The organism is Actinoplanes sp. NPDC004185, assembly GCF_053603475.1.
Window position 1 is genome coordinate 87,945 of the sequence record NZ_JBSGFR010000002.1, and the last position, 22,126, is coordinate 110,070.

Genomic DNA, 22,126 nt, shown 5'->3' on the forward strand with positions numbered 1-22,126 from the left:
GCCGACTTCCGTCTACTAGCTGTGAGTGACAGAGACAGGGAGTTCAGCGCCTTCGTAGCCGCGCAGATGGAGCCGCTGCGCGGGCTCGCCTATCTCACCTGCGGCGACTGGCAGGCGGCTGAGGACGCGGTCCTCATCGCGCTGGCAAAGTTGTACGTGAAGTGGCGGCGCATCGACAACCCGGGCGCGTACGCGCGCACCGCCGTGGTCCGTGCGGCGATCGACGAGACCCGCCGCCCGTGGTGGCGGCGGGAGCGCGCGCAGAGCAATGCCATGCCCGACCGGCCCAACCTGCGTGACGACACGAACGCCGTCGACGAACGGCTGCGGATCCGTGACGCACTGCAGAAGATCCCCGCGCGGCTGCGTGCCGTGCTGACTCTGCGCTACCTGGAGGGCTTGAGCATCCAGGAGACCGCAGAGGCCCTGGGGTGCCCGGAAGGAACCGTCAAGAGCTACACCTCGCGGGGCCTGGAGGCCCTGCGCACCGCCATGGGCGCCGAGGTGTTCGTCAACAGGGAGAATTACCGTGCCGCACGAGCTGTCTGACATGTTGCAGGAAGCCAAGTCGGATGCCCCGCCCCCGCGCTACAGCGTGCAGGACGCACTGACGGCCGGGCGCAAGCGGCAGCAGCGCCGGCGTGCGCTGTGGGCCGGCACCGGATCAGCCGCCGTCGTGCTCGCCGTCGCCGGGGCGGTCGCCGTGCCCCAGCTGCTGCCCGACGGCAACAACAAGTCCGCGACGGTGAACTCCGGAGCGGCCGCCCCGAAGGCCGAGAAGCCGGCCAAGAAGGCGTTCGCCTACCCGTCCACCGAGTTCTCCGGCACGTTCACCGAGTACAAGGTGGGAGAGCTCACCGTCGACGGCGCCGTGCTGGTGACCCCGGGCTACCAGGTCGCCTCGATCACCGCGCCGGGCAAGGGCCAGGCGTACGAGGACGAGAACGGTGGGCGGTACTACACGCCGAACGTCATCGGGCACGTGGTGACGTACGCCAAGGGCGCCTTCGACCCGGCCAAGGCGAAGAAGGACCCCAAGGCGGGCGCCGGCTGGTTCCACGCCGGTGAGAAGAAGGAGGCCATCAAGCCCGGCCTCCCGGCCCCGTACGCCGAGTCGACCTACACCTGGAAGTACGCCGACGACGCCTGGGCGCAGGTCATCGTGCAGGGCAGGCTCAAGTACCCGGCGACGAAGCTGGAGTCGATCGCCCAGGGCCTCACCGGAGGTCCCGAGCAGCCGGTGAAGGTCGGCCTCAAGCTGGGCTACGTGCCCGCGGGCTTCGAGCTCGGTGCGGCCGGGACGACGTCGGACTACCTCGGGGCCACCTTCGACGGCACGTCCTACCTGCGCCTGATCAAGGGCGACTTCCCGTACAAGAAGCTCACCGGCCCGGTCGGCGACCCGTTCATCGTGGGGGACACCCAGCTGCCCATCCTGTCGCTGCAGGTCTACCCGGCGAGGGAGCAGAAGTACCAGGCGCCGGGGAACGCTCCCTACTGCCCGCAGGAAGGCCTCTGCTACCGCTACACCGCCGACAAGAAGTTCTTCGTCGAGCTCAACGGGGGCGGCTTCATCGGCAACACCGAGATGATCAAGATGCTCAAGGACGTGAAGTTCGCCGACCCGAAGGACGAGTCGACCTGGTTCGCGGCCACCGAGGCCGTCAGCTGATCATCGCCTGGGGCATGCTGGAAGCATGCGTACCCCGTGGATCGTCGGTGTCTCCGGAGCTTCCGGCACGCCCTACGCGAAGGCCGTTCTGAACGGGCTCCTCGACGCCGGCGAAGCAGTCGACCTGGTCGTCTCCAAGGCGGCCAGGTTGACGCTGCTCGACGAGACCGGTGCGACCGTACGGGACGCGCACTGGAAAGACGACGTGCAGCAGTGGCTCGGCCGGGACCTCCGTGACCTGAACTACTGGCCCGCCGGTGACCTGGCCGCCGGTCCGAGCAGCGGCTCCTACCCGGCGAAGGGGATGGCGGTCGTGCCCGCCAGCACGGCCGCGTGTGCCGGCATCGCGATCGGGCTGTCCAAGGACCTGCTCCAGCGGGCCGCCGAGGTGAACCTCAAGGAGCGCCGCCGTACGGTGGTCGTGCCCCGCGAGACCCCGGTGACCCGCAGCCACCTGGAGCACCTGATCGCCCTGCACGACGCCGGGGCGGTGGTCCTACCGGCCAGCCCCGGCTTCTACGGCTCGGGCGCGCAGGCGACCGCCGGCCAGTTGGTGGACTTCGTGGCCGGCAAGGTGCTGGACGCTCTGGGCGTACCCCATCAGCTCTTCACGCGATGGGCGGGAGAACTGAATCAGCGCAGTCCGTTGGGCGGGCCGTAGCTCTGCCCCGGATTGGTGGGTCCGCCGTTGCGCGGGCGGTTGGCCGCGTCGTCCTCGCGCATCTCCTCGACGACACCGTCGCCCTCGAGCAGCGCGCGCACCTCGGACTCGCGGAACCGGCGGTGGCCACCCGGAGTACGGATGCTGCCGATACGTCCGGCGGCTGCCCAGCGCGTGACCGTCTTCGGGTCCACCCGGAACAGCGCGGCCACCTCCCCGGGCGTCAGCAGTCGATCTCCTGTGTCCACGGCCCTCTCCTCGCGTCGTGTTGGAGCGCCGTTGGTCACAGTGCGTGTCGGCGTGCTCGATCGGGACGTAGTGCCATTAGAGCATCGCCAAAAACAGCAAGTCGCTGAAATGCGGAAAAAGCCCCGATTGCGACGTTGACCATTATCCTTGCTGCGTCCGGCGGTCCGAGCCCGCTACCGGGCGTGAGGTAGCAGGACGTGTCGCACTAACCTCTGAAGCCATGGACGCCATCGACCTGCGCCTGATCGACCTGTTGCGGGACAACGCCCGCTCCTCGTACGCGGAGCTGGCCCGGCAGGTGGGGCTCTCCGCGCCCGCCGTGCACGAGCGGGTGGGCAAGCTGGAAGCCGCCGGCACGATCCGGGCGTACCGCGCCGAGGTCGAGCACGAGGCCATCGGGCTGGGTGTCACCGCCCTGATCGGCATCGTCGAGGACTCCGGCGCGGACACCGACGACGTGCTGTCCGCGCTGCGGGTGATGCCCGAGATCGAGTCGTGCTACTTCATGGCGGGCGTGGAGTCGTACCAGCTCACCGTCCGGGTGGGCACGATCGCCGAGCTGGAGCAGCTGATCGTCCGCATCAACCGGACGCGCGGCGTAGCGTCGACCAGGACGGCCATCGCGCTGTCCACGAAGTGGGAGAACCGCCCCCAGCCCGGCCTCGACCCGACGGCAGGTTGAGCCATGGACCAGCACGACCGCTGTGACGACACCGCCCGGGAGTGGGCCCGCGAGGCGATCGCGCTCGTGGAGGCGGACGCGAACCGCTCGGCCGACACTCACCTGCTGCCGTTCCCGCTGCCCCGCTCCTGGGGCATCGACCTCTACCTCAAGGACGAGTCGTCGCACCCCACCGGTTCGCTCAAGCACCGGCTGGCCCGCTCACTCTTCCTGTACGCCCTCTGCAACGGCTGGATCGGCCCGCACACCCCGGTCGTCGAGGCGTCCTCCGGCTCGACCGCGGTCAGCGAGGCGTACTTCGCCCGGATGCTCGGGCTCGAGTTCATCGCGGTGATGCCGGCGAGCACGTCGCCCGAGAAGATCTCGCTGATCGAGTTCCAGGGCGGCAAGTGCCACCTCGTCACCGACCCGACGGCGGTCGTCGCGGCGGCCCGTACGCTCGCGGCCGACCTCGGCGGCCACTTCATGGACCAGTTCACCCACGCCGAACGGGCCACCGACTGGCGCGGCAACAACAACATCGCCGAGTCCATCTACCTGCAGCTGGCGCTGGAGCGGCATCCCGTACCGGCGTGGATCGTGGTCGGGGCCGGCACCGGCGGCACCAGCGCGACCATCGGCCGGTACGCCCGCTACCGGCAGCTGAACACCAAGCTGTGCGTGGTCGACCCGGAAGGGTCGGCGTTCTGGCCGGCCTACGTCTCCGGCGACTGGACGGTGTCCACCGGCCGCGGCTCACGGATCGAGGGCATCGGCCGCCCCCGCGTGGAGGCCTCCTTCCAGCCCGCGGTGGTCGACCGGATGGTGCAGGTGCCGGACGCGGCCTCGCTGGCGGCGATGCGGGCCGGCTCGGCGGTGCTCGGGCGCCGGGTCGGCGGCTCGACGGGCACGAACCTGTGCGGGGCCTTCGGCCTCATCGCGGAGATGCGGGCGGCGGGCCACCGCGGGTCGGTGGTCACCCTGATCTGCGACGGCGGCGAGCGGTACGCGGACACGTACTACTCGGACGCCTGGGTCAGCGAGCAGGGCATCACCCTCGAACCACACCTGGCGGCGATTGACACGTTCCTGGCCACGGGTGTCTGGAAGCCTGCCTGAATTGGGGGCAGCGCTGCGGCGGTGGACCTGGGAGGATCTGAGGCCTGTGACGGGTTTCGGGTTCGAGGAGCGCAGTGCACGACGCCGAGGAAGTACCCGCCGCTCCTCCCATGCCGTCCGGGCCTTGGTCTTCGCCGCCGGCCGGGTTCGCCCAGATTCCCGGCCAGCGGCCCCCGCAGGCCAGCGAGTTCTTTCCCTCGACTCACCCGCTGACCCACCCTCTGGTGCAGTCGCCGATCGAGGTCGGTGACCTGCCGCCCGGCATCGTCCCAGTGCCTTTTCCCGCGCCGCCGTCTCGCCGGGGTCGTGGCCTGCTGGTCGGTGCCGCGCTGGCCCTGGCCGCCATGCTCGCCGTCGGTGCCGGTGTCGTCTACGTCAACCGCGCGCCGCTCTCGCTCAACGAGAGCGCCGCGGCGGCCGGCCCGGAGCCCACTGCCGCGCGCACCCCGCTGACGCCCGGCGAGGCCGCCGTCGCGGCGCTCAGGGCCCAGGCGGCCGCCCTGCTGGCCAACAACGAGAAGGCCTGGCTGGCCGCCGTCGACCCGGGCCAGTCCAAACTCCGCGCACGGTACAGCTCGATGTTCCGCTCGCTGCGCGGGCTGGGCGTCAGCCACTTCGACTATCAGACGTCCGCCGACCCTGTCGATGCCAAGAGCGGCACGGTCCAGGTGACGGCCGAGGTCGCGTACTGCTTCAGCACCGACAAGTGTCCGGAGGAGAAAGACAACGCATCGGACGGCCCGCCGACGATCAGCCAGGTCCTGACCTTCAAAAAGGTCAGCGGCCGGTACGTGATCGCGAAGGTCACCGAGAAGAAGAGCCGCAGCCGCCAGCAGCCGACCCCGTGGGAGTCCGGCGACCTCAGCTTCCTCTCCGGCGAGCGGGTCACCGTGATCGGCAACCGCACCGAGCGCAGATACTTCAAGCAGGTGCTGGCTGCCGCCGAGAAGGCCGCCGTCGTCAACGACCGCTTCGCCGGCCTGGTCGGCAACCCTCAGCGCAGATACCGCGTCTACGTCGCCGGGGCCAAACAGTGGAAGACCTGGTACGGCGGCATCACCGACAAATGGGTCATCGGTTACGCGATCCCGCTCAGCGACTCCGGCAGCGACGTGGTCCTCAACATCTCCGCCGTCCGTACGGACAGCGACGTGCTCGCCACCACGCTCCAGCACGAGCTCGCTCACGTCGTCACGCTCGGTGGTGCGTACCGGACGGGCGGCAGCGACGACATGTGGCTGGAGGAGGGCATCGCCGAGTACATCGGCTGGTATCCGAGATCCGCCACGGACAGCTGGCGCCGCTCGGCGGTGCGCTCCCTGCTGGCCGGCAGCAAACGCCCGAAGTCGATCGCCGCGAAGGCCCCCGGCGACAACGCCAGCCCCGACACCAGCGACGCCTTCTACGGCTTCGGCCACTTCACCGCCGACTGCCTCGCCCGCAAGTACGGCCAGGGCGCGCTCTTCACCTTCGTCCGGCTCTACCTGAGGGAGAACCGCGACCTCGACCCGGCGTCCCGGGAGGCGTTCGGCCAGCCGTTCACGACGGTCGACAAGACCTGCCTGACCTGGATCCGCGACAAGGTCTAACGCACCCGCCGGGCCAGCCCGGGATAGTCCACGACGAAGCCCTCGTCATCGACGACCAGGTCCGCACTGAAGGTCTCGGTGGCGAAGCGCACCTGCCCGTCGCCCAGCGCGGTGTAGATCTGGTCCGCCTGCACGATCTCCAGGCTGGGCAGCAGCACCCACGCGACGCTGACCCGGTGGGCCACCCCCGCCTCGGCCTTGAGCAGCCCCAGCCGCCGGATCGGCAACGTGTTGGTCAGCGGCGAACCGGTCAGGTCGACGTCGAACGCCCCGAACAGCAGGTCCGGGTCCTCGGTGCCGGGCAGACCGGCTCCGGGGTGGCCGCCGGCGGTCAGCGCCGCATCCAGATCACCCCGCTCGGTGGTCGAGGTCCGCCACCGCCCACCCTCGGCATCCAGGCGCAAGCTACGACTCCACCCGGCACCCTCGGTGCTCACCTCGAGCGCGGTGGTGACCCAGTCGGGGCCGGTACGCAGCTCGTAGCGGGCGCTGTAGGCGATCGGATCGACGGCCAAGGCGGTGCCTCGAGCGTGCAACCCGGCGTGCGTCTCCACCAGTGCGTGCTCAGCACCGGACGTGTCGCGGCGATCCCAGAAAAGTGAACCCGGCAGAACGGCCATAGTCACCGACTACCCGTTCCCGCCCCGCCATGAACCCCACCACGCGGTTGGTGGTCCGGCTCGATGTCCGCCGCCCGGTTTGTGGCCTGCTCTGACCTTGCCATCCGCTTCCGGGCCCGGCGCGGACCCCCGCCACGTAGAAGAAGGCCCCGGCGCGTGGAGCGCCGGGGCCTTCTTCTACGTGCGATGGATCAGTGAGTGTGCGCCGGACGGCCGGTCGAGAAGCGGCCGTTGCCGGTCTCCCGCCGGTCGTTGCGAGCGGGCTCGCGGCGGAATCCGCCGGGACGCTCGCTCAGGTTGCGCGCCGTCCGGTCGCCGAAGCCGCGCTGGCGGTCGGCGAACGACGGGCGGTCACCCGTCGGCCGGTCGCCGCCGGTCGCCGGCCGGTCGGCGTAGGAACGGTCGCCCGCCGGGCGGTCGCCGTAGGTGCGCTGCTCGCCCCGGGGACGGTCGCTGAACGAGCGCTGCTCGCCACCGCGCGGCCGGTCGCCGTAGGTGCGGTCGCCGCTGCCGCTGCCGCTGCCGCCGCTGAAGCTGCCCCGCGGACGGTCGCCGAACGAACGGTCCCCGCCACCGGTGCGCGGCCGGTCGCCGTAGCTGCTGCCACCGCGGGAACGGTCGCCGTAGCTGCTGCCACCACGCTGCGGCCGGTCACCGAAACGACGCGGCCGGTCGCCACGCTCGCGCGGCTCGGGCTCGATCTTGACCGGGACGCCGCTGGGCTCGCGAGCCCCGGTGACCTTGGCCAGCTGCTCGTCGCCGAGGCGGACCCGCAGCTCGGCCGGCGTGACGCCCGCCTTCAGCATCATCGACGCCGTGGTGCGGCGCTGCTTGGGCAGCACCAGCGTCACGACCGCGCCGGACTCGCCGGCCCGGGCGGTGCGACCCGCGCGGTGCAGGTAGTCCTTCGGGTCCTTGGGCGGGTCCACGTGCATGACCAGCGAGATGCCGTCGACGTGGATGCCGCGCGCCGCGACGTCCGTGGCGACCAGCACGTTCGTCCGGCCTTCCTTGAACTCGGCCAGCGTGCGGGTGCGTACCCGCTGGGTCTTGCCGCCGTGCAGCGCGCCGGCGCGCACGCCGACCGCCGCGAGCTGGTCGACCAGCCGGTCGACGCCCATCTGGGTGCGGGCGAAGACGATGGTCTTGCCGTCCCGGTTGGCGATCGAGGCCGTGATCGGGAACTTGTCGTGCGGCGGGATCAGGAGCATGTGGTGCTCCATCGTGGAGACGCTGGCCTCCGCCGGGTTGGTGGAGTGCGTCACCGGGTCGTGCATGAACCGCTTGACCAGCGCGTCGACGTCACCGTCGAGCGTCGCCGAGAACAGCAGGCGCTGCGCGTCCGCCGGGGTCTTGGACAGCAGCTCGGTGACCTCGGGCAGGAAGCCCATGTCGGCCATCTGGTCGGCCTCGTCCAGGACGGTGACCTCGACCGCGTCGAGCCGGCACGCGCCCCGCTCGATCAGGTCGCCGAGGCGTCCCGGGGTCGCGACGATGACCTCGACGCCGCGCCGCAGCGCGTCCATCTGGCGGTCGTACGGCACGCCGCCGACAGCGGTCTTGAGGAAGACGCCGACCGAGCGGCCCAGCGGCGTCAACGCGTCGGCCACCTGCATGGCCAGCTCACGGGTCGGCACCAGGATCAGGGCCTTGGGCTGGTGCGGCAGCGCCCGGCCACTCTTGGCGATGCGGGCGAGCAGCGGCAGGCCGAACGCCAGCGTCTTGCCGGAGCCGGTCTGGCCACGGCCGAGCACGTCCCGGCCCGCGAGGGCGTCGGGCATGGTCGCGGCCTGGATCTCGAACGGGGCGATGATGCCCTCGCGGCTCAGCACCCGGACGAGCTCGGCGGGGATGCCCAGCTCGGCGAAGGTCGGCACGGCGGGGGCGGGGGTCTCGACGACCTCGACCTCGTGGGTCTCGGTCAGCGCCACCGCGGCCTCAGGGGTGACCTGGGCGGCATCGGTGGCGTCGGTGCTGGGGGTGCCGCCGGACTCGGCGAGAACTTCTTCAACGGACGGGAACGTGCTGGGATCAGCGAAAGTGGTCAAGAGAACCTCTCTACGGGGGCGCATGCTCGCGTATGGCCCGCCGCAGCTAAGAACGACCAGCCGCTGAAATGACCGCAAGAACGCCCGAGGCGTGCGCCTTGAGGGCACGCCAGGTTAATTACTTCCATCAGTGTACGGGTCAACGTCTTTGACACTGCCCGCATTCCGCGCCGGTAGTGGGCAGGCTCACCCTTCGGCGCAACCTCGCCAGCTTAGGGGCATCCGTCGCCGACGACAACTCATTGCTTGAAAACGCCACCGATCATGTCGCTGAACGCGTCGCCCACGGTGAAGAGGAAAAGGATGCTCACGCCGACCAGGACGAGCAGCACGATCAGCATCGCCACAGCCACTTTGACGTTGCTGCGCCGCTGGTTGTCGGGGCCGTCCCGCCAGCCCTGAGCCAGGATGTGGCCGGTCAGGGAACCGGAGTTCTCCACCGGGTTGATGTTCACCGGCATTGTCATGTCAGCCGGCGCGTAGTCCGCCAGACCGCCGTAGACGGTGCCCTGACCCCGCTGCTGCGGCACGGCGGTGGACTGTCCGGATCCCGACGCGGCGGAACCTGAGCCGTACGTCACCGGGGTGCTCACCGGAGCCGCCGGTCCGCCGAACGGCTGCCGGGCACCGCCCGATGCGCCTACCCCGTACGAGGTCGAGCCGGGGGCGGCGGGTGCCGGGTTGCCGTACTGACCGGGAGGAGCGGCGGCCGGCATCGTGTAGGCCGGGAGAGCGCCGGGTGCCGTATTGGAGATCATCGGCGGTCCGGGGAAGGGTGCCGGCGGCGGGCCCGGGACCGGCGACGGGCCGGGACCCGGCGGTACGGGGCTCGGGCCGGGACCCGGCGGGACCGGGCTGGGACCGGGGCCGGGCGGGATGGGGCTCGGGCCAGGGCCGGGCGGGATCGGGCTGGGACCGGGGCCCGGCGGTACGGGGCCGGGCGGCGTGGGGCTGGGTGCCGGACCGGGGGTGGGGCTCGGTGCCGGACCCGGCTCCGGTGCGGGACCCGGCTGCGGGGCCGGGCTCGGGGTGGGAGCCGGGTGCGGGGTCGGCAGCGGGGCCGGCTCGGGCCGGGTGGGCTCGGGCTTGGCCGGTGCGGGCTTGACCGGCTCCGGGGTCGACGGCTCCGGCAGGGTGGGGTCCGGGCTCGAAGGATCGGGGCTGGCCGACGCCGGGCTGGACAGGGCCGGGCTGGCCGACGCCGGGCTGGACAGGGCCGGGCTGGCCGACGCCGGGCTGGCGGAGGCCGGGCTGGAGAGGCCCGCGTCGGGCTTGTCCGTGCCGGGGGCTGCGCTCTGCGGCTTCGCGGCGGGCTCGGCGCCGGTGGCGGAGCGGTCGGTGTCGGGCGATGTGGGCTGGTGGGGGCGGTCCCCGACGCTCATCCAGCTGACCGCGCCGGCCTTTTTCTCGCCGGCCTCGGGAGAAGCGACCTTGTCGGCAAGATCCGGCTTGGAGACAGCGTCCGGCCCGGCGGCGCTGCTCTGCTTGTCGGTCGTGCTCGACAGGGCAGCGGCGTCCGGCTTGTCCGGTGCGCCGGAGTCGTCCGTGGCGGTGGTGCTCGGCTTCTCCGCGGTGCGGCCGTAGATCTTGGCCTGTCCGCTGGGCCAGGTGGTGGCCCGGGCGCCGGCCGGGTCGATGGCGCCGGGCACGGTGGCCCGTGCGGCGTTGGCGCTCGGCGCGACGGACACGGGCCGCGTGGCGCCGCCGAGGCCGCCGGCGGAGCTGGTCGGCACGGCGGCAGAGCCCGACCCGGCCGGGCCGGCCGGAGCGCCGGAAGAAGCGGCGGCGGCAGAGGCTGAACCGGCCGAGCTGGCCGGAGCGCCGGAAGAAGCGGCGGCGGCGGAGCCCGAACCGGCCGAAGAGCTGGCCGGGCTGGCCGGAGCGCCGGTAGAAGAGCTTGACGCGGCAGCCGAGCCGTTCGAGCTGCTGGAACCGAAGACGGAACCAGCCGGCCGCACGGCCGCCGAGACACTGCCCGGACTCACCGGACGAGCGGATGCGGAGGCCGGGCCCTCAGCGCCGCCGGACCCGTCCGGGCTGCCGGAGACGGAGGCCGAACCGGACACCGAGGCCCGCCCGCTGCTGGATCCACTGACCGGAGCTGCGCTGACCGGCGCGGACGCCGAGGCCCGAGCAGTCGAGGGAGTGCCCGAGGACGGCGACTTGGCCGCGTCGGTGCCGGACGCCGGGGCCCACAGCGCGCCCGGTGCCGGCGGCGGGGGCAGCTCGTACCCCTGGTCGCTCTTCGGCCCGGCGCTGCTCGCGGGCGGCCGCGCAGCGGGCGGCGTCCTGCCGTCGCTGTCCGGTTTCGCCTGCTGCTCGTCCATGGGTCCTCCCGATCGCCGTCACCCGCGTGCCGACGCCACGTGCCGGACGCCGGGCAGACCGATTGCCGGGCGCTTGGTAACTACCGTGCCACATCAGCGCTCATAAGCGCACCCGGCGTCGGCCGGTCGCCGCTTGAAGATCATGACTGGCGGGACCCGGATGCGCTAGGAGCCGGACGACTTCGACGCTTCCCCCGTGGCGGCCGAGGCGGGGGTCGACTTGGTGGCCGAGGCGGAGCTCGCCTTGGTCGCCGAGGGGCTGTCGGCCTTCGTCGGTGAGTTCTCCGCCGTGCTGGCCGGTGCGGACGGCTTGTCCTCCGCTGACGGAGCCGTGGTGACCGGCGCGGCTGTGGTGGGCGGCGTGGTCGTCGGCTTGTCGGTGGTCGGGGTGGCCGACGGAGTGGTCGGCTTGGCCGACGGCGTCGTGGGCTTGGCCGACGGCGTGGTCGGCTTGGTCGACGGCGTCGTGGGCTTGGTCGAGGGCGTTGTGGGCTTGGTCGACGGAGTGGTCGGCTTCGTCGTGGGCTTGGTGGTCGGCTTGGGGTTGTGGTCGCTCGGCTTCTCCGGGTCCGGCGAGCCCAGGTTGGGGCCCTGCACGGTGCCTTCGATGGAGCCGTAGATGCGGGTCGCGCTGAAGAGCCGGGTCCAGCGGACCGGGACCAGGCGCACGTTGAGGCCTGTGCGCGGGGCCTCGACCATCATGCCGTTGCCCGCGTACATCGCTACGTGGTGGATCTGCTGCCAGCTGCTGGACGAGCTGAAGAAGAGCAGGTCACCGGGGAGCAGGGAGTAGCGGTCGACCACGCGCTCGCGGGTCTGGAAGTACTGGTCGCGGGACACCCGGGTCAGCTTGAAGTCACCGGCGCCCGGGGCACGGTAGGCGGCCCACATCAGGCCGGAGCAGTCGTACTCGTCCGGGCCTTCCTCGGACCACACGTACGGGTCGCCGCGCTGGGCCAGGGCGAAGCGCAGCGCCGCCATGGCGCGCGGGTCGGCGCCGCGGCCGGCGTTCTCCCCGGCCAGGTAGCCGGCGCCGGCCTGGGCGTCCTGGGCGGCCTGAGCGGTGTCGGCCGCGGAGATCGCGGCGGCGTTGTCCTGCTCGAGCTTCTGCTGGGCGGCCGACTTCTTGTCGACCTCCTTCTGAAGCTTGTCGCGGTCTGCCGTGAACGTGGTGAGCCGTGCCTGCGCGGCCTGCTGCTCGGCGAGCGCGGCGTTGTAGATGGTCTCGGCGATGGTGAGCTGGCGGCTGGCGGCCTGCTGGGTCGCGGAGTCGCCGCGGTTGATCCGGGCGAGCGAGTCGAGGTCCGACAGGCCGGAGCCGATCGAGCCGGGCGGCAGGGCGGCCGCGTCCCGGACCGCGGCGGCCGCGGCGTTGGCGACCTCGGTCCGGGCCTGGGAGACCGCGGCGGAGGACTGGGTCACCTTCTGGTCCGCGGCGGCGGCCTGCTGGGTCGTGAGGTCGACCTCGTCCTTGGCCTTGGTGAGCCGCTCGCCGAGGGACGCGAGTTCCGTGCGACCCTTCTCGATCTTGGCCATCACCGGCGTCAGGGCCACGCCGGGGGTGACGATCGGTGCCGTCGTCGTCGGCGTCGTGGTGACCTGCTGGCCGGGCAGCACGAGGGCACCCTGGGCCAGGGGCCGGGAACCGGCGTCGGGAACCGCGGGCGCCGGGGGTGCGGCCGGCGGGGCGGCGGAGGCGGGCAGCGGGTTGAACAGAGCGGCGATGGCGGCGGCAGTCGCGGCGGAGTACGCCAACGGTCGCCACCATGGGCGTATCCGTCGCGTTCGTCCGCTTCTGTGCTGCCCACTCATCGACATGCGCTCCCCGATTTCGGTGGTCGCTGGGGTAGTCGCCCCACCACCGCTTGTCGTCCCTCTAAGGTCTTACCTCAATCAGTGCACCGATGTCGATTGATTGGACATGACAGGACGCTGTGAATCGTAAGTCCGGCGACGTGATCCGCGCCGCCCCGAAGCCGCCGGACGTCGATCCGCCGAAATGAGGACGTACGCTCGACCACGAAGTGACGGTGAAGGGGGCGGACATGCCGCAGATGGACGTGGGGCTGAAGCGCGAGCTGGAGGCCAAGGTCTACGCGGGTGAGCGGCTGACCCGCGAGGACGGTGTCGCGCTCTACGAGTCCGACGATCTCGCCTGGCTGGGCCGGCTGGCCCACCACAAGCGCACCGAGCTCAACGGCGACCGGGTGATGTTCAACGTCAACCGGCACCTCAATCTCACCAACGTCTGCTCCGCCAGCTGTGCGTACTGCTCCTTCCAGCGCAAGCCGGGCGAGAAGGACGCGTACACGATGCGCATCGACGAGGCCGTGCGCAAGGCCAAGGAGATGGAGGGCGAGGGGCTCACCGAGCTGCACATCGTCAACGGCCTGCACCCGACCCTGCCCTGGCGGTACTACCCCAAGGTGCTGCGCGAGCTGAAGGCGGCGCTGCCCGGCGTCAAGCTCAAGTGCTTCACGGCGACCGAGGTCCAGTGGTTCGAGAAGATCAGCGGCCTGCCGGCCAGTGAGATCCTCGACGAGCTGATGGACGCCGGCCTGGAGTCCCTCACCGGCGGCGGCGCGGAGATCTTCGACTGGGAGGTCCGCCAGCACATCGTCGACCACAACTGCCACTGGGAGGACTGGTCGCGGATCCACCGGCTGGCGCACGAGAAGGGCATGAAGACCCCGGCGACCATGCTGTACGGCCACATCGAGGAGCCGCGGCACCGGGTCGACCACGTCATGCGCCTGCGCGAGCTGCAGGACGAGACGGGGGGCTTCGCCGTCTTCATCCCGTTGCGCTACCAGCACGACTTCGTCGACTCGGCGGACGGCAAGATCCGCAACCGGATCCAGGCTCGCACCACGATGGCGGCGCCGGCCGAGTCGCTGCGCACGTTCGCGGTGTCCCGGCTGATGTTCGACAACGTGCCGCACTTGAAGAACTTCTGGGTCATGCACGGCCTGTCGGTCGCTCAGCTGTCGCTGAACTTCGGCGCCGACGACCTGGACGGCTCGGTGGTCGAATACAAGATCACCCACGACGCCGACTCGTACGGCACACCGACCACGATGCACCGTGACGACCTGCTGAACATCATCTGGGACGCGGGTTTCCAGCCGGTCGAGCGCAACACCCGGTACGAGATCGTCCGCGAGTACGACCGCCCGGTGTCACTGGCCGAGCGCCGTAGCGAGCCGCAGCAGGTCTGGGCGTAGCGGCGGGACCCTCCCGGCGTACCCTCGTTGTTGTCATGGCCGAAACCAAGAGTGAGCGCCGCCCGCGTCGCGACGCCGACGGACGCCTGGTGACCGTCGGTGATCTGCTGGGTGTCGCTCTCGCCGGCCTGGTCACCGGGGTCGTGGTGCTGCTGCTGTTCGAGGCCGTCATGTCGCTGGCCCGGGCGTTCGAGTTCGGCGACTCCAGCGGCTGGCTCGCGCTGATCCTGCCGGTCTGGCTGTTCACCGAGGAGTTCCGCGCGGCCGGCTACGGCGCGTACCGGATCGTGGTGGCGGCCCTCGCGGCCGGCTTCGGCATCGCGGTCGGCATGACCCTCGCCGGTCTGGCCGCCGCGACGTTCCCGCCGCTGGTCAGTGGCGCGGTGGGTGCGCTCGGCCTGACGGTCGTCTACTGCCTGGTCTGGTTCTACGGCCTGCGGTGGCTCAGCCACCGCGCGGGCTGACAGGAGTTGTCATGAGTCCCGCCGTCAAATACACGCTCGGCCGTCTGGGCCTGTTCGTGCTCGTCTTCGCGCTGCTTCTGCCGGTCCCGCTGGCCTTCCTGGTCAAGGCGATGATCGCGCTGCTCGCGTCGGCCGGGTTCTCCTACTTCCTGCTGGCGAAGTGGCGCAACGAGATGGCCGAGCAGCTCGGCACGGTGGCCGAGCGCCGCCAGGCGGAGAAGGCCCGGTTGCGCGCGGCTCTGGCCGGCGACGAGGCCGCAGCTGCCGCCGGCGACCGCGCGGCGCCCGGTGAAGCATCCTCCACTGGGGAGGCCAAGGCTTCCTGACCCGAAGCCGGCGATTTCCGCGGATCGGGCACCCCGCGCGGTCGGGGTGCGCGACAGTGATGCGGTCATCACGTCGACGTAGGGGGCACATTGGCATGGTCTCCCGGCGCTCGGCTCCATTGCCAAATGTCGATGCCGGATGGTGCAGTGACGGGGCCCGAACCCCCTCTGACACCCCCCGGAGGTCGTTCATGAGACGACGACGCGTCACCGGCCTGGTCGCCGCGGTCACCGCCGGCCTGGCCCTGATCGCCGCTTCCCCCGCCATCGCCCCGGCCGCCACCGCGGTGCCGCGCGCGGCGGACACCGCGGCCCCGTACGAGGTCTACGACGTGCGCACGCTCGCCCAGCGCAATGCCATCGCGGGCACCGGCGCAGCGATCGGCGGCATGGAACACTCGATCGTCGAGATCACCGCCACCGGCCGCGAGGTCAAGGCGCTGCGGGCGCTCGGCTTCACGGTCAAGCCCGCCGCTGTCGAAACGCCCGGAAGTGGCGTGTCCACCTTCGACTTCCCGTCCCGGGACGCGGCGTACCACAACTACGCCGAGATGGTCGCCGAGGTGAACGCCATCGTGGCGCGGTATCCGGCCATCGCCAGCAAGCGCGTGCTGGGCAAGACCTACGAGGGCCGCGACATCGTGGCGGTCAAGCTGTCCGACAACGTCGGCACCGACGAGGCCGAGCCCGAGGTGCTGTACGACGCCAACCACCACGCCCGTGAGCACCTCACCGTGGAGATGGCGATCTACCTGCTGCACCTGTACGCGGACAACTACGCGAGCGACACCCGGATCCGCAACGTGGTGAACAGCCGGGAGATCTGGATCGTCCCGTCGGTCAATCCGGACGGCGCCGAGTACGACGTCGCCACCGGCAGTTACCGCTCGTGGCGCAAGAACCGCCAGCCCAACTCCGGTTCCTCGTACGTCGGCACGGACCTGAACCGCAACTACGGCTACAAGTGGGGCTGCTGCGGCGGCTCGTCCGGCAGCACCTCGTCGGACACGTACCGGGGTCCGTCGGCGTTCTCGGCGCCCGAGACCCGGGCGGTCCGCGACTTCGTCAACAGCCGGGTCGTCGGCGGGGTCCAGCAGATCAAGGCCGCCATGGACTTCCACACCTACTCCGAGCTGGTGCTCTGGCCGTTCGGGCACACCACGGCGAACACCACCACCGGGATGACGGCGGACCAGAACAGCACGTTCGCGACGCTGGGCCGGCAGATGGCGGCGACCAACGGGTACACGCCGGAGCAGTCCAGCGATCTCTACATCACCGACGGGGACTCGCTCGACTGGATGTGGGGCACCCACAAGATCTTCGCGTACACCTTCGAGATGTATCCGACCAGTTCGTCGGCCGGTGGCTTCTACCCGCCCGCCAGCGTCATCACTCGGGAGACCAGCCGTAACAAGGAGGCCGCGCTGCTGCTGGCCGAGGCGGCTGACTGCCCGTACAAGGTGATCGGCAAGCAGTCCACGTACTGCTGACCGGTTCCGCGGTCCGGCCACCTTCCCGGCCGCACGGCTGGGCAGGTGGCCGGAGTAAGTCGAGTTATGTAGACTTTCCGCCATGCCCCGACCTTCCCACGCCTCGCCGCAGACGCTGCGGCTCTTCGAGGCGCTGCTCGCCGAGCCGGCCCGCTGGCGCTACGGCTACGACCTGAGCCGCGAGACCGGGCTGGCGTCCGGCACCCTCTACCCGATCCTGATGCGGCTCTCGGCCCAGCAGCTGCTCGACACCGGCTGGGAGGCCTCCGACGAGCCCGGCCGGCCGCCGCGGCACACCTACCGGCTGACCACGGACGGCGTCGTCCTGGCCCAGGAGCGCCTGGCGGCCGCGGCGCGCAAGAAGCCCGGCCCGGCCGCGGCCTTCGTGCCGAGGAAAGCGTGATGCGCCGGGCGGCGCGGGCGGTCCTGGTCGCGGCGGTACGGGGGCGCCGCGCCCGGGGCGGTCCGTGGGGCGAGGCGGCTCTGGCCGAGTTGGACCAGACCACCGGCAGCTGGGAGGCGGTGCGCTGGGCCGCGGGCGGCCTGCGCGCGGTGTGGCACGAGCGCCGGGCGCGGATCAGGACCCTGCCGGCCCGGGTACGCATCCAGCGTGCGGCCGTCATCGCGGCCCTGCTGATGATCCCGGCGGCAGTCGTCGTCAACCAGTTCGTGCTCGCCCCCCGATACATACCGAGCGGCTCGATGGAGCCGACCGTACGGGTCCAGGACCGCGTCGTGGTCGACAAGGTGAGCTTCCGGCTGACCGGCATCCGGCACGGCGACATCGTCGAGTTCGACAGCCCGCTCACGCCGGGCGCACCCATGCTCAAGCGGGTGATCGGCCTGCCCGGCGACACCATCGAATGCCGGGAGGGCCGGGTGTACCGAGACGGCGCCGTCCTGGACGAGCCTTATCTGGAGGGCCCCGCCGCCACCGACGACTGCGGCGCACCGGTCACGGTGCCGGCGGGCGAGCTGTTCGTGCTCGGCGACCACCGAATCGTTTCCCAGGACTCCCGTCAGCTGGGCACGATCCCGCAGGACTCCGTGGACGGCCGCTTCCTGGCCCGGATCTGGCCGCTGAGCTGACGGGTCTGTTCGTGCCGCCCGGGCGCCTGGGCTAGTTTCGACAGGACCGCGTCACAGCGAAGCCGGTGGGATTCCGGCGCTGTCCCGCAACTGTGAGCCCTCGCCCGCGCGGCGCGGGTGAAGCCAGGTCGCCTGGGCGCCGGTCGCGATTCAGCGCTCCCGGGGAGGGGCGCCTCGCGGACCGGGCCTGTTCCTCCGGTCGGCGAAGCACCGCAGCCTCGGCCGACAGGAGGACCAGATGAGACGACTTGTGACGGCCGCGATCGCGGTCACCGCCTTGCTGCTCGCCGGCTGCGGGGGCGGTGCCGAGGACGAGGGGAGACCGGCGGCTTCGAGCGCAGCCTTCCCGGTCACGGTCGGTTCGGTGACCCTGGCCGAGCGGCCCGCCCGGATCGTCTCGCTCGCCCCGACCGCGACCGAGATGCTCTTCGCCATCGGCGCCGGCCCGCAGGTGGTGGCGGTCGACGACCAGTCGACCTATCCGGCCGAGGCGCCCCGCACCGACCTGTCCGGCTTCAAGCCGAACGCCGAGGCGATCGCCGCGCGGAATCCCGACCTGGTGGTGGTCTCCGACGACCTGGAGAAGATCGTCGACCAGCTGGGCAAGCTCAAGATCCCGGTGCTGCTCGCGCCCGCGGCCAAGGTGATCGACGACTCCTACCGGCAGATCGACCAGCTCGGCGCCCTGACCGGGCACCGGGACGAGTCGGCCGCGCTGGTGCAGCGGATGCGCACGGAGATCGACAAGATCGTCAAAGAGGTGCCGCCCCGGACGGAGCCGCTCAGCTATTACTACGAGATCGACCAGACGTTCTACTCCGCGACCTCCAAGACCTTCATCGGCTCGCTGCTCGCGCCGTTCGGGCTCACCAACGTCGCGGACGCCGCCGATCCCGACGGCAGCAAGAACGGCTATCCCCAGCTCTCCCCGGAGGCGCTGGTCGCGGCCGACCCGGACCTGATCTTCCTGGCCGACACCAAGTGCTGTGGCCAGTCCGCCGCGACGGTGAAGCAGCGCAAGGGCTGGTCGCAGATCACCGCGGTGCGGCAGGACCGGATCGTGGCCCTGGACGACGACGTCGCCTCGCGGTGGGGTCCCCGGGTGGTCGACCTGGTCCGGGCGGTCGCCGATGCGGTGGCCAAGGTCTCCGCGTGAGCGACTGCATGCAGAAAGTCGGCACCGCATGACCGAAGGGCCGCGGCCGGCCGGGCTGCGGCCCGGCTGGCTGGCCGGTGGGGTGCTCGCGGTGCTGGTCGCGCTGGTCGCGGGGGTGGCCTTCGGGCCGGTCGCGCTGCCGCCGGCCGGAGTCGCGGCCGCGTTGCTCGACCTCATCCCGGGGGTACGGATCCACAGCGGCCTGAGCCTGCGCGAGACGGCGATCGTCACCGAGCTCCGCCTGCCCCGGGTCGTCCTGGGCCTGCTCGTCGGCGCCCTGCTCGCTCTGGCCGGAGCCGCGTACCAGGGCGTCTTCCGCAATCCGCTGGCCGATCCGCACCTGCTCGGGGTCGCGGCCGGCGCCGGGCTCGGGGTGACGGTGGTCATCGCGTTCCGGCCGGCCGCCGGTGATGCCACCGCGGAGCTTCCGATCGGGGTGCCGCTCGCGGCCTTCGTGGGCGCCACGGCCGCCGTCGCCCTGACCTGGGTGCTCGGCGGCGCCGGCGGCCGGTCGCGGACCCCCGCCACGCTCATCCTCTCCGGCGTGGCCGTGTCGGCGTTCCTGGCTGCGGCTCAGACGTTCCTGCTGCAGCGGCACATCGAGGCGCTGCGCGAGGTGTACTCCTGGCTGCTGGGCCGGCTGGCCACCGCGGGCTGGCACGACGTGCTGCTGGTGCTGCCGTACGCGGCGATCACCGCCGCGATCGTGCTGTCCCAGCGCCGCGAGCTGGACGTGCTGACCGTCGGCGACGAGGAGGCGACCAGCCTGGGCCTGCACCCGCAGCGCAGCCGCTACCTGCTGATCGCGGCCGCCTCGCTGGGCACGGCGGCCGCGGTGTCGGTGTCGGGGCTGATCGGTTTCGTGGGGATCATCGTGCCCCACACCCTGCGGTTGCTGGCGGGGCCGAGCTACCGGTCGATCCTGCCGCTGTCGGTGCTGTTCGGCGGCGCGTTCCTGGCCCTGACCGATCTGGTCGCGCGGACGGTGGCCAGCCCGGCGGAGATCCCGATCGGCGTGGTGACCGCGTTCCTGGGCGCGCCGTTCTTCGCCCTGGTGCTGCGCCGCAGCGGGGTCTCATGATCAGCGTCCGGGACCTGCGGGTCCGGCTGGGCGGCTCGGTCATCGTCGACGGGGTCGATCTGGACGTGGCCGCGGGGGAGTGGGTCACGATCATCGGCCCGAACGGCGCGGGCAAGTCCACGGTGGTGCGCGCCGTCGGCGGGCTGCTGCCGTTCAGTGGCTCGGTCGGTCTGGGTGGCACCCCGCTGGACCGGCTGCCCCGGCGCGAGCGGGCCCGGACCGTGGCCACCGTGGCGCAGTCGCCCGTGGTGCCGCCGGGCATGCTGGTCCTCGACTACGTGCTGCTCGGCCGCACGCCCTACATCCCGGCGCTGGGCCGGGAGTCCGCCTCCGACCTGGCCGCCGTCGAGGAGGTGCTGACCGCGCTCGACCTGGAACGGCTGCGCACCCGACGGCTCGACACGCTCTCCGGCGGCGAACGGCAACGGGTCTTCCTGGCCCGGGCGCTCGCCCAGGGCGCCCGCATCCTGCTGCTGGACGAGCCGACCAGCGCGCTCGACATCGGTCACCAGCAGGAGGTGCTCGAACTCATCGACCGGCTGCGCGGCGAACGCGACCTCACGGTGCTGGCCACGATGCACGACCTGTCGATCGCCGGCGAATACGCGGACCGGATGGTGCTGCTGGCCGGCGGCCGGGTGGTGGCGTCCGGCACCGCGTGGGAGGTGCTCACCGAGGAGCTGCTGGCCCGGCACTACCGCGTACGCGTCAAGGTCATCGACGGTGGGCAGGGGCCGCTGGTCGTGCCGGTCCGCGGTTAGCCGTTGATGCCCTGCAGGATGGAGAACGTGCCGCCCTGCGGGTCGTCCACCACCGCGTACCGGCCGATCGGCAGGGTGGTCGGCGGGTGCACGATCCGGCCGCCCAGCGACTGGGCGTACGCGGCCGAGTCGTCACAGTCGGCCACCGCGAAGTAGATCATCCAATGTGGCGGCAGGTCGTCGGGCCAGCGATCACCGTCCATCGCCTGCATGCCCGCGATCTGCCGGCCCTCGTGCTCCCACACGATGTAGTCCATGCCGCTCACCGAGCTCTCCCGGGCCACCCAGCCGAAGACCGCGCCGTAGAACGCGGCCGAGCCCTCCAGGTCCCGGGTGGTCAGCTCGTTCCAGGTCAGCGCGCCGGGCACGTCGAAGATGTCGGCCCCGCGCATGGTGCCCGCCTGCCAGACGCTGAACGGCGCGCCGGCCTGGTCCAGGAACGCGGCCATCCGGCCCTGGTACATGACGTCGAACGGCGCCACCAGCACCTTGCCACCGGCCGCCTCGACCCGGGCCGCGATCTCGTCGGCGTCGTCGGTGGCCACGTACGTGCTCCAGGCGGTCGGCTGGCCCTCGCCGTAGAGCGGGCCGGCGCCGGCGGTGGCCCGGCCGTCGAGCCGGAAGGTGGTGTAGCCGCCGTACTCCTCGCCCGACACCTCGGCCTCCCAGCCGAACAGCGAGGTGTAGAAGCGGATCGCGTCCGCGAGGTCGGCGGTACCCAGGTCCACCCAGTTCGGTACACCGGGGGTCGGTGGGTTCATGCCTGCTCCTCGGGGTTACGGCGGACGACAGATGGATCGTTACACCGCGATGCGAGGTACGGGGCCGCTGAGTCGGAAGTTCAACTGAACCGCCGACCTTCGTCGCGTCGATAGGCCCATACGGCCACCCCAGCCAGGGCGGCTGTCCAGGTGATCAAGGCGGCTATCGATGCCCACTGCACCGGGAAGTCACCGACGGCCGCCCACATCAGCCGCACCGCGGCCCCGGTGGGCAGGTACGGAGCGATGGTCTCGACGAATCCCGGCGCACTGCCCGGCGCGGTCATCAGCCCACCGCCGAACGCCAGCGGGAAGAACAGCACTTGGGCCAGCACGATCGCGGCCTTGGCCGGCAGCGAGTAGCCGATGGCCAGCCCCATCAGCGTGAACGGCACCGCGATCACGGCCACCACGGCCACCGCCAGGAGGAAGCCGGTCAGGGTGATCGTCGCCTCGGTCGCGACCGCCGCGATGACCACGACCGGCACCAGCGAGGCGCTCATCAGCACCAGCCCGGCCAGGATGCGGCCGGCGAAACGCGGGGCGGCGCCGGCCGGCAGAGTCCGTGAGTACGGGTCCCAGGGTTGGGCCCGGTCCTCCGCGACGCCGATGCCGTACTGGAAGAGATTGCTGGTCATGACCACGAAGGTGACCATCGACGCGGTGGCGTAGGTGGCGTACACCGGGTCGTCGCCGACGAACGGCACCACGAAGAAGATCATCGAGGCGGCCGGGAAGAACGCGCTGCCGATGAGCGCCATCGGGATCCGGAACGTCTCGATGAGCTGGAAGCGGGCATGGGTCAGGGCGAGGGATGTCATCCGA

At 71.5% G+C, this 22,126-nt stretch carries 22 protein-coding genes, 1 pseudogene and 1 riboswitch; of the genes and pseudogenes, 16 read left to right on the forward strand and 7 right to left on the reverse strand.

What is annotated here, in order from left to right:
* Positions 1–21: 21 nt before the first annotated feature.
* Genes ACWEOZ_RS02545 through ACWEOZ_RS02555 form a run of 3 tightly spaced genes read left to right on the forward strand, consistent with a single transcriptional unit; the run spans position 22 to position 2,333 of the window.
* Positions 22–549, forward strand: coding sequence for a SigE family RNA polymerase sigma factor (locus tag ACWEOZ_RS02545; RefSeq protein WP_360550801.1), 528 nt, complete (start codon positions 22–24; stop codon positions 547–549).
* A 1-nt stretch (position 550) separates the two neighbouring features.
* Entirely contained in the window at positions 551–1,672 is a 1,122-nt protein-coding gene (locus ACWEOZ_RS02550; RefSeq protein ID WP_451909004.1) for a hypothetical protein, read from the forward strand.
* A gap of 25 nt (positions 1,673–1,697) precedes the next feature.
* Positions 1,698–2,333 (forward strand): UbiX family flavin prenyltransferase, encoded by a 636-nt coding sequence (locus ACWEOZ_RS02555; RefSeq protein WP_451909005.1) that lies wholly within the window; start codon positions 1,698–1,700, stop codon positions 2,331–2,333.
* Here ACWEOZ_RS02555 and ACWEOZ_RS02560 read toward each other — a convergent pair.
* The gene (locus tag ACWEOZ_RS02560) at positions 2,306–2,581 is read right to left on the reverse strand and encodes a BldC family transcriptional regulator (RefSeq protein WP_125808202.1); all 276 of its coding nucleotides are present in this window, start codon (positions 2,579–2,581) and stop codon (positions 2,306–2,308) included. The two genes, ACWEOZ_RS02555 and ACWEOZ_RS02560, sit on opposite strands and share 28 nt — an antisense overlap.
* Positions 2,582–2,802: 221 nt before the next feature.
* Between ACWEOZ_RS02560 and ACWEOZ_RS02565 the strand changes: the two genes are divergently transcribed.
* The 3 genes from ACWEOZ_RS02565 (at position 2,803) to ACWEOZ_RS02575 (ending at position 5,951) form a co-directional block, all read left to right on the forward strand.
* Complete coding sequence (locus ACWEOZ_RS02565; RefSeq protein WP_212989590.1) at positions 2,803–3,264, forward strand: Lrp/AsnC family transcriptional regulator; 462 nt, start codon at positions 2,803–2,805, stop codon at positions 3,262–3,264.
* Positions 3,265–3,267: 3 nt separating this feature from the next.
* Positions 3,268–4,362 (forward strand): PLP-dependent cysteine synthase family protein, encoded by a 1,095-nt coding sequence (locus ACWEOZ_RS02570; protein WP_451909006.1) that lies wholly within the window; start codon positions 3,268–3,270, stop codon positions 4,360–4,362.
* Between the two features lie 224 nt (positions 4,363–4,586).
* Positions 4,587–5,951: a hypothetical protein gene (locus ACWEOZ_RS02575; RefSeq protein WP_451909007.1), complete on the forward strand. Its 1,365-nt coding sequence runs from the start codon at positions 4,587–4,589 to the stop codon at positions 5,949–5,951.
* Here ACWEOZ_RS02575 and ACWEOZ_RS02580 read toward each other — a convergent pair.
* From ACWEOZ_RS02580 to ACWEOZ_RS02590, 3 genes are all read right to left on the reverse strand, one after another.
* Positions 5,948–6,571, reverse strand: coding sequence for a putative glycolipid-binding domain-containing protein (locus ACWEOZ_RS02580; RefSeq protein ID WP_451909008.1), 624 nt, complete (start codon positions 6,569–6,571; stop codon positions 5,948–5,950). The two genes, ACWEOZ_RS02575 and ACWEOZ_RS02580, sit on opposite strands and share 4 nt — an antisense overlap.
* A gap of 191 nt (positions 6,572–6,762) precedes the next feature.
* Positions 6,763–8,619: a DEAD/DEAH box helicase gene (locus ACWEOZ_RS02585; protein ID WP_451909009.1), complete on the reverse strand. Its 1,857-nt coding sequence runs from the start codon at positions 8,617–8,619 to the stop codon at positions 6,763–6,765.
* A 239-nt stretch (positions 8,620–8,858) separates the two neighbouring features.
* The gene (locus ACWEOZ_RS02590) at positions 8,859–10,352 is read right to left on the reverse strand and encodes a hypothetical protein (protein ID WP_451909010.1); all 1,494 of its coding nucleotides are present in this window, start codon (positions 10,350–10,352) and stop codon (positions 8,859–8,861) included.
* Between ACWEOZ_RS02590 and ACWEOZ_RS02595 the strand changes: the two genes are divergently transcribed.
* The gene (locus ACWEOZ_RS02595) at positions 10,315–11,052 is read left to right on the forward strand and encodes a hypothetical protein (RefSeq protein ID WP_451909011.1); all 738 of its coding nucleotides are present in this window, start codon (positions 10,315–10,317) and stop codon (positions 11,050–11,052) included. The genes ACWEOZ_RS02590 and ACWEOZ_RS02595 overlap by 38 nt on opposite strands.
* A 59-nt stretch (positions 11,053–11,111) precedes the next feature.
* Here the strand turns inward: ACWEOZ_RS02595 and ACWEOZ_RS02600 are convergent, their stop codons facing one another.
* Positions 11,112–12,701: a C40 family peptidase gene (locus ACWEOZ_RS02600; RefSeq protein WP_451909012.1), complete on the reverse strand. Its 1,590-nt coding sequence runs from the start codon at positions 12,699–12,701 to the stop codon at positions 11,112–11,114.
* A gap of 299 nt (positions 12,702–13,000) precedes the next feature.
* Here ACWEOZ_RS02600 and mqnE point away from each other — a divergent pair, with 299 nt between their 5' ends.
* The 9 genes and pseudogenes from mqnE (at position 13,001) to ACWEOZ_RS02645 (ending at position 20,540) form a co-directional block, all read left to right on the forward strand.
* On the forward strand, positions 13,001–14,170 hold the full coding sequence (mqnE, locus tag ACWEOZ_RS02605) for an aminofutalosine synthase MqnE (protein ID WP_451909233.1): 1,170 nt from the start codon (positions 13,001–13,003) through the stop codon (positions 14,168–14,170).
* A 35-nt stretch (positions 14,171–14,205) separates the two neighbouring features.
* Positions 14,206–14,634 (forward strand): hypothetical protein, encoded by a 429-nt coding sequence (locus ACWEOZ_RS02610; RefSeq protein ID WP_451909013.1) that lies wholly within the window; start codon positions 14,206–14,208, stop codon positions 14,632–14,634.
* 11 nt (positions 14,635–14,645) lie between these two features.
* Positions 14,646–14,960, forward strand: coding sequence for a DUF4229 domain-containing protein (locus ACWEOZ_RS02615; RefSeq protein WP_451909014.1), 315 nt, complete (start codon positions 14,646–14,648; stop codon positions 14,958–14,960).
* Between the two features lie 191 nt (positions 14,961–15,151).
* Positions 15,152–16,450, forward strand: a pseudogene (locus tag ACWEOZ_RS02620) (M14 family metallopeptidase); the annotation flags it as partial.
* An 85-nt stretch (positions 16,451–16,535) separates the two neighbouring features.
* Positions 16,536–16,856, forward strand: a complete 321-nt coding sequence (locus ACWEOZ_RS02625; RefSeq protein WP_451909015.1) for a PadR family transcriptional regulator — start codon at positions 16,536–16,538, stop codon at positions 16,854–16,856.
* Positions 16,856–17,542 carry a signal peptidase I gene (gene lepB, locus ACWEOZ_RS02630; RefSeq protein WP_451909016.1) on the forward strand — a complete coding sequence of 229 codons (687 nt, stop codon included), beginning with the start codon at positions 16,856–16,858 and terminating at the stop codon, positions 17,540–17,542. The genes ACWEOZ_RS02625 and lepB overlap by 1 nt, the downstream gene beginning before the upstream one ends.
* 61 nt (positions 17,543–17,603) lie before the next feature.
* Positions 17,604–17,670: riboswitch (cobalamin riboswitch) on the forward strand.
* A 110-nt stretch (positions 17,671–17,780) separates the two neighbouring features.
* Entirely contained in the window at positions 17,781–18,698 is a 918-nt protein-coding gene (locus ACWEOZ_RS02635) for a helical backbone metal receptor (protein WP_451909017.1), read from the forward strand.
* Between the two features lie 28 nt (positions 18,699–18,726).
* Positions 18,727–19,779 (forward strand): FecCD family ABC transporter permease, encoded by a 1,053-nt coding sequence (locus ACWEOZ_RS02640; protein WP_451909018.1) that lies wholly within the window; start codon positions 18,727–18,729, stop codon positions 19,777–19,779.
* A complete protein-coding gene (locus ACWEOZ_RS02645) occupies positions 19,776–20,540 on the forward strand; it encodes an ABC transporter ATP-binding protein (RefSeq protein ID WP_451909019.1) in 765 nt (254 codons plus the stop codon). The genes ACWEOZ_RS02640 and ACWEOZ_RS02645 overlap by 4 nt, the downstream gene beginning before the upstream one ends.
* Here ACWEOZ_RS02645 and ACWEOZ_RS02650 read toward each other — a convergent pair.
* Together ACWEOZ_RS02650 and ACWEOZ_RS02655 are read right to left on the reverse strand one after the other, a co-directional pair.
* Positions 20,537–21,301 carry a VOC family protein gene (locus tag ACWEOZ_RS02650; RefSeq protein ID WP_451909020.1) on the reverse strand — a complete coding sequence of 255 codons (765 nt, stop codon included), beginning with the start codon at positions 21,299–21,301 and terminating at the stop codon, positions 20,537–20,539. The two genes, ACWEOZ_RS02645 and ACWEOZ_RS02650, sit on opposite strands and share 4 nt — an antisense overlap.
* Positions 21,302–21,381: 80 nt before the next feature.
* Positions 21,382–22,122, reverse strand: coding sequence for an ABC transporter permease (locus tag ACWEOZ_RS02655; RefSeq protein ID WP_451909021.1), 741 nt, complete (start codon positions 22,120–22,122; stop codon positions 21,382–21,384).
* Positions 22,123–22,126 lie beyond the last annotated feature (4 nt).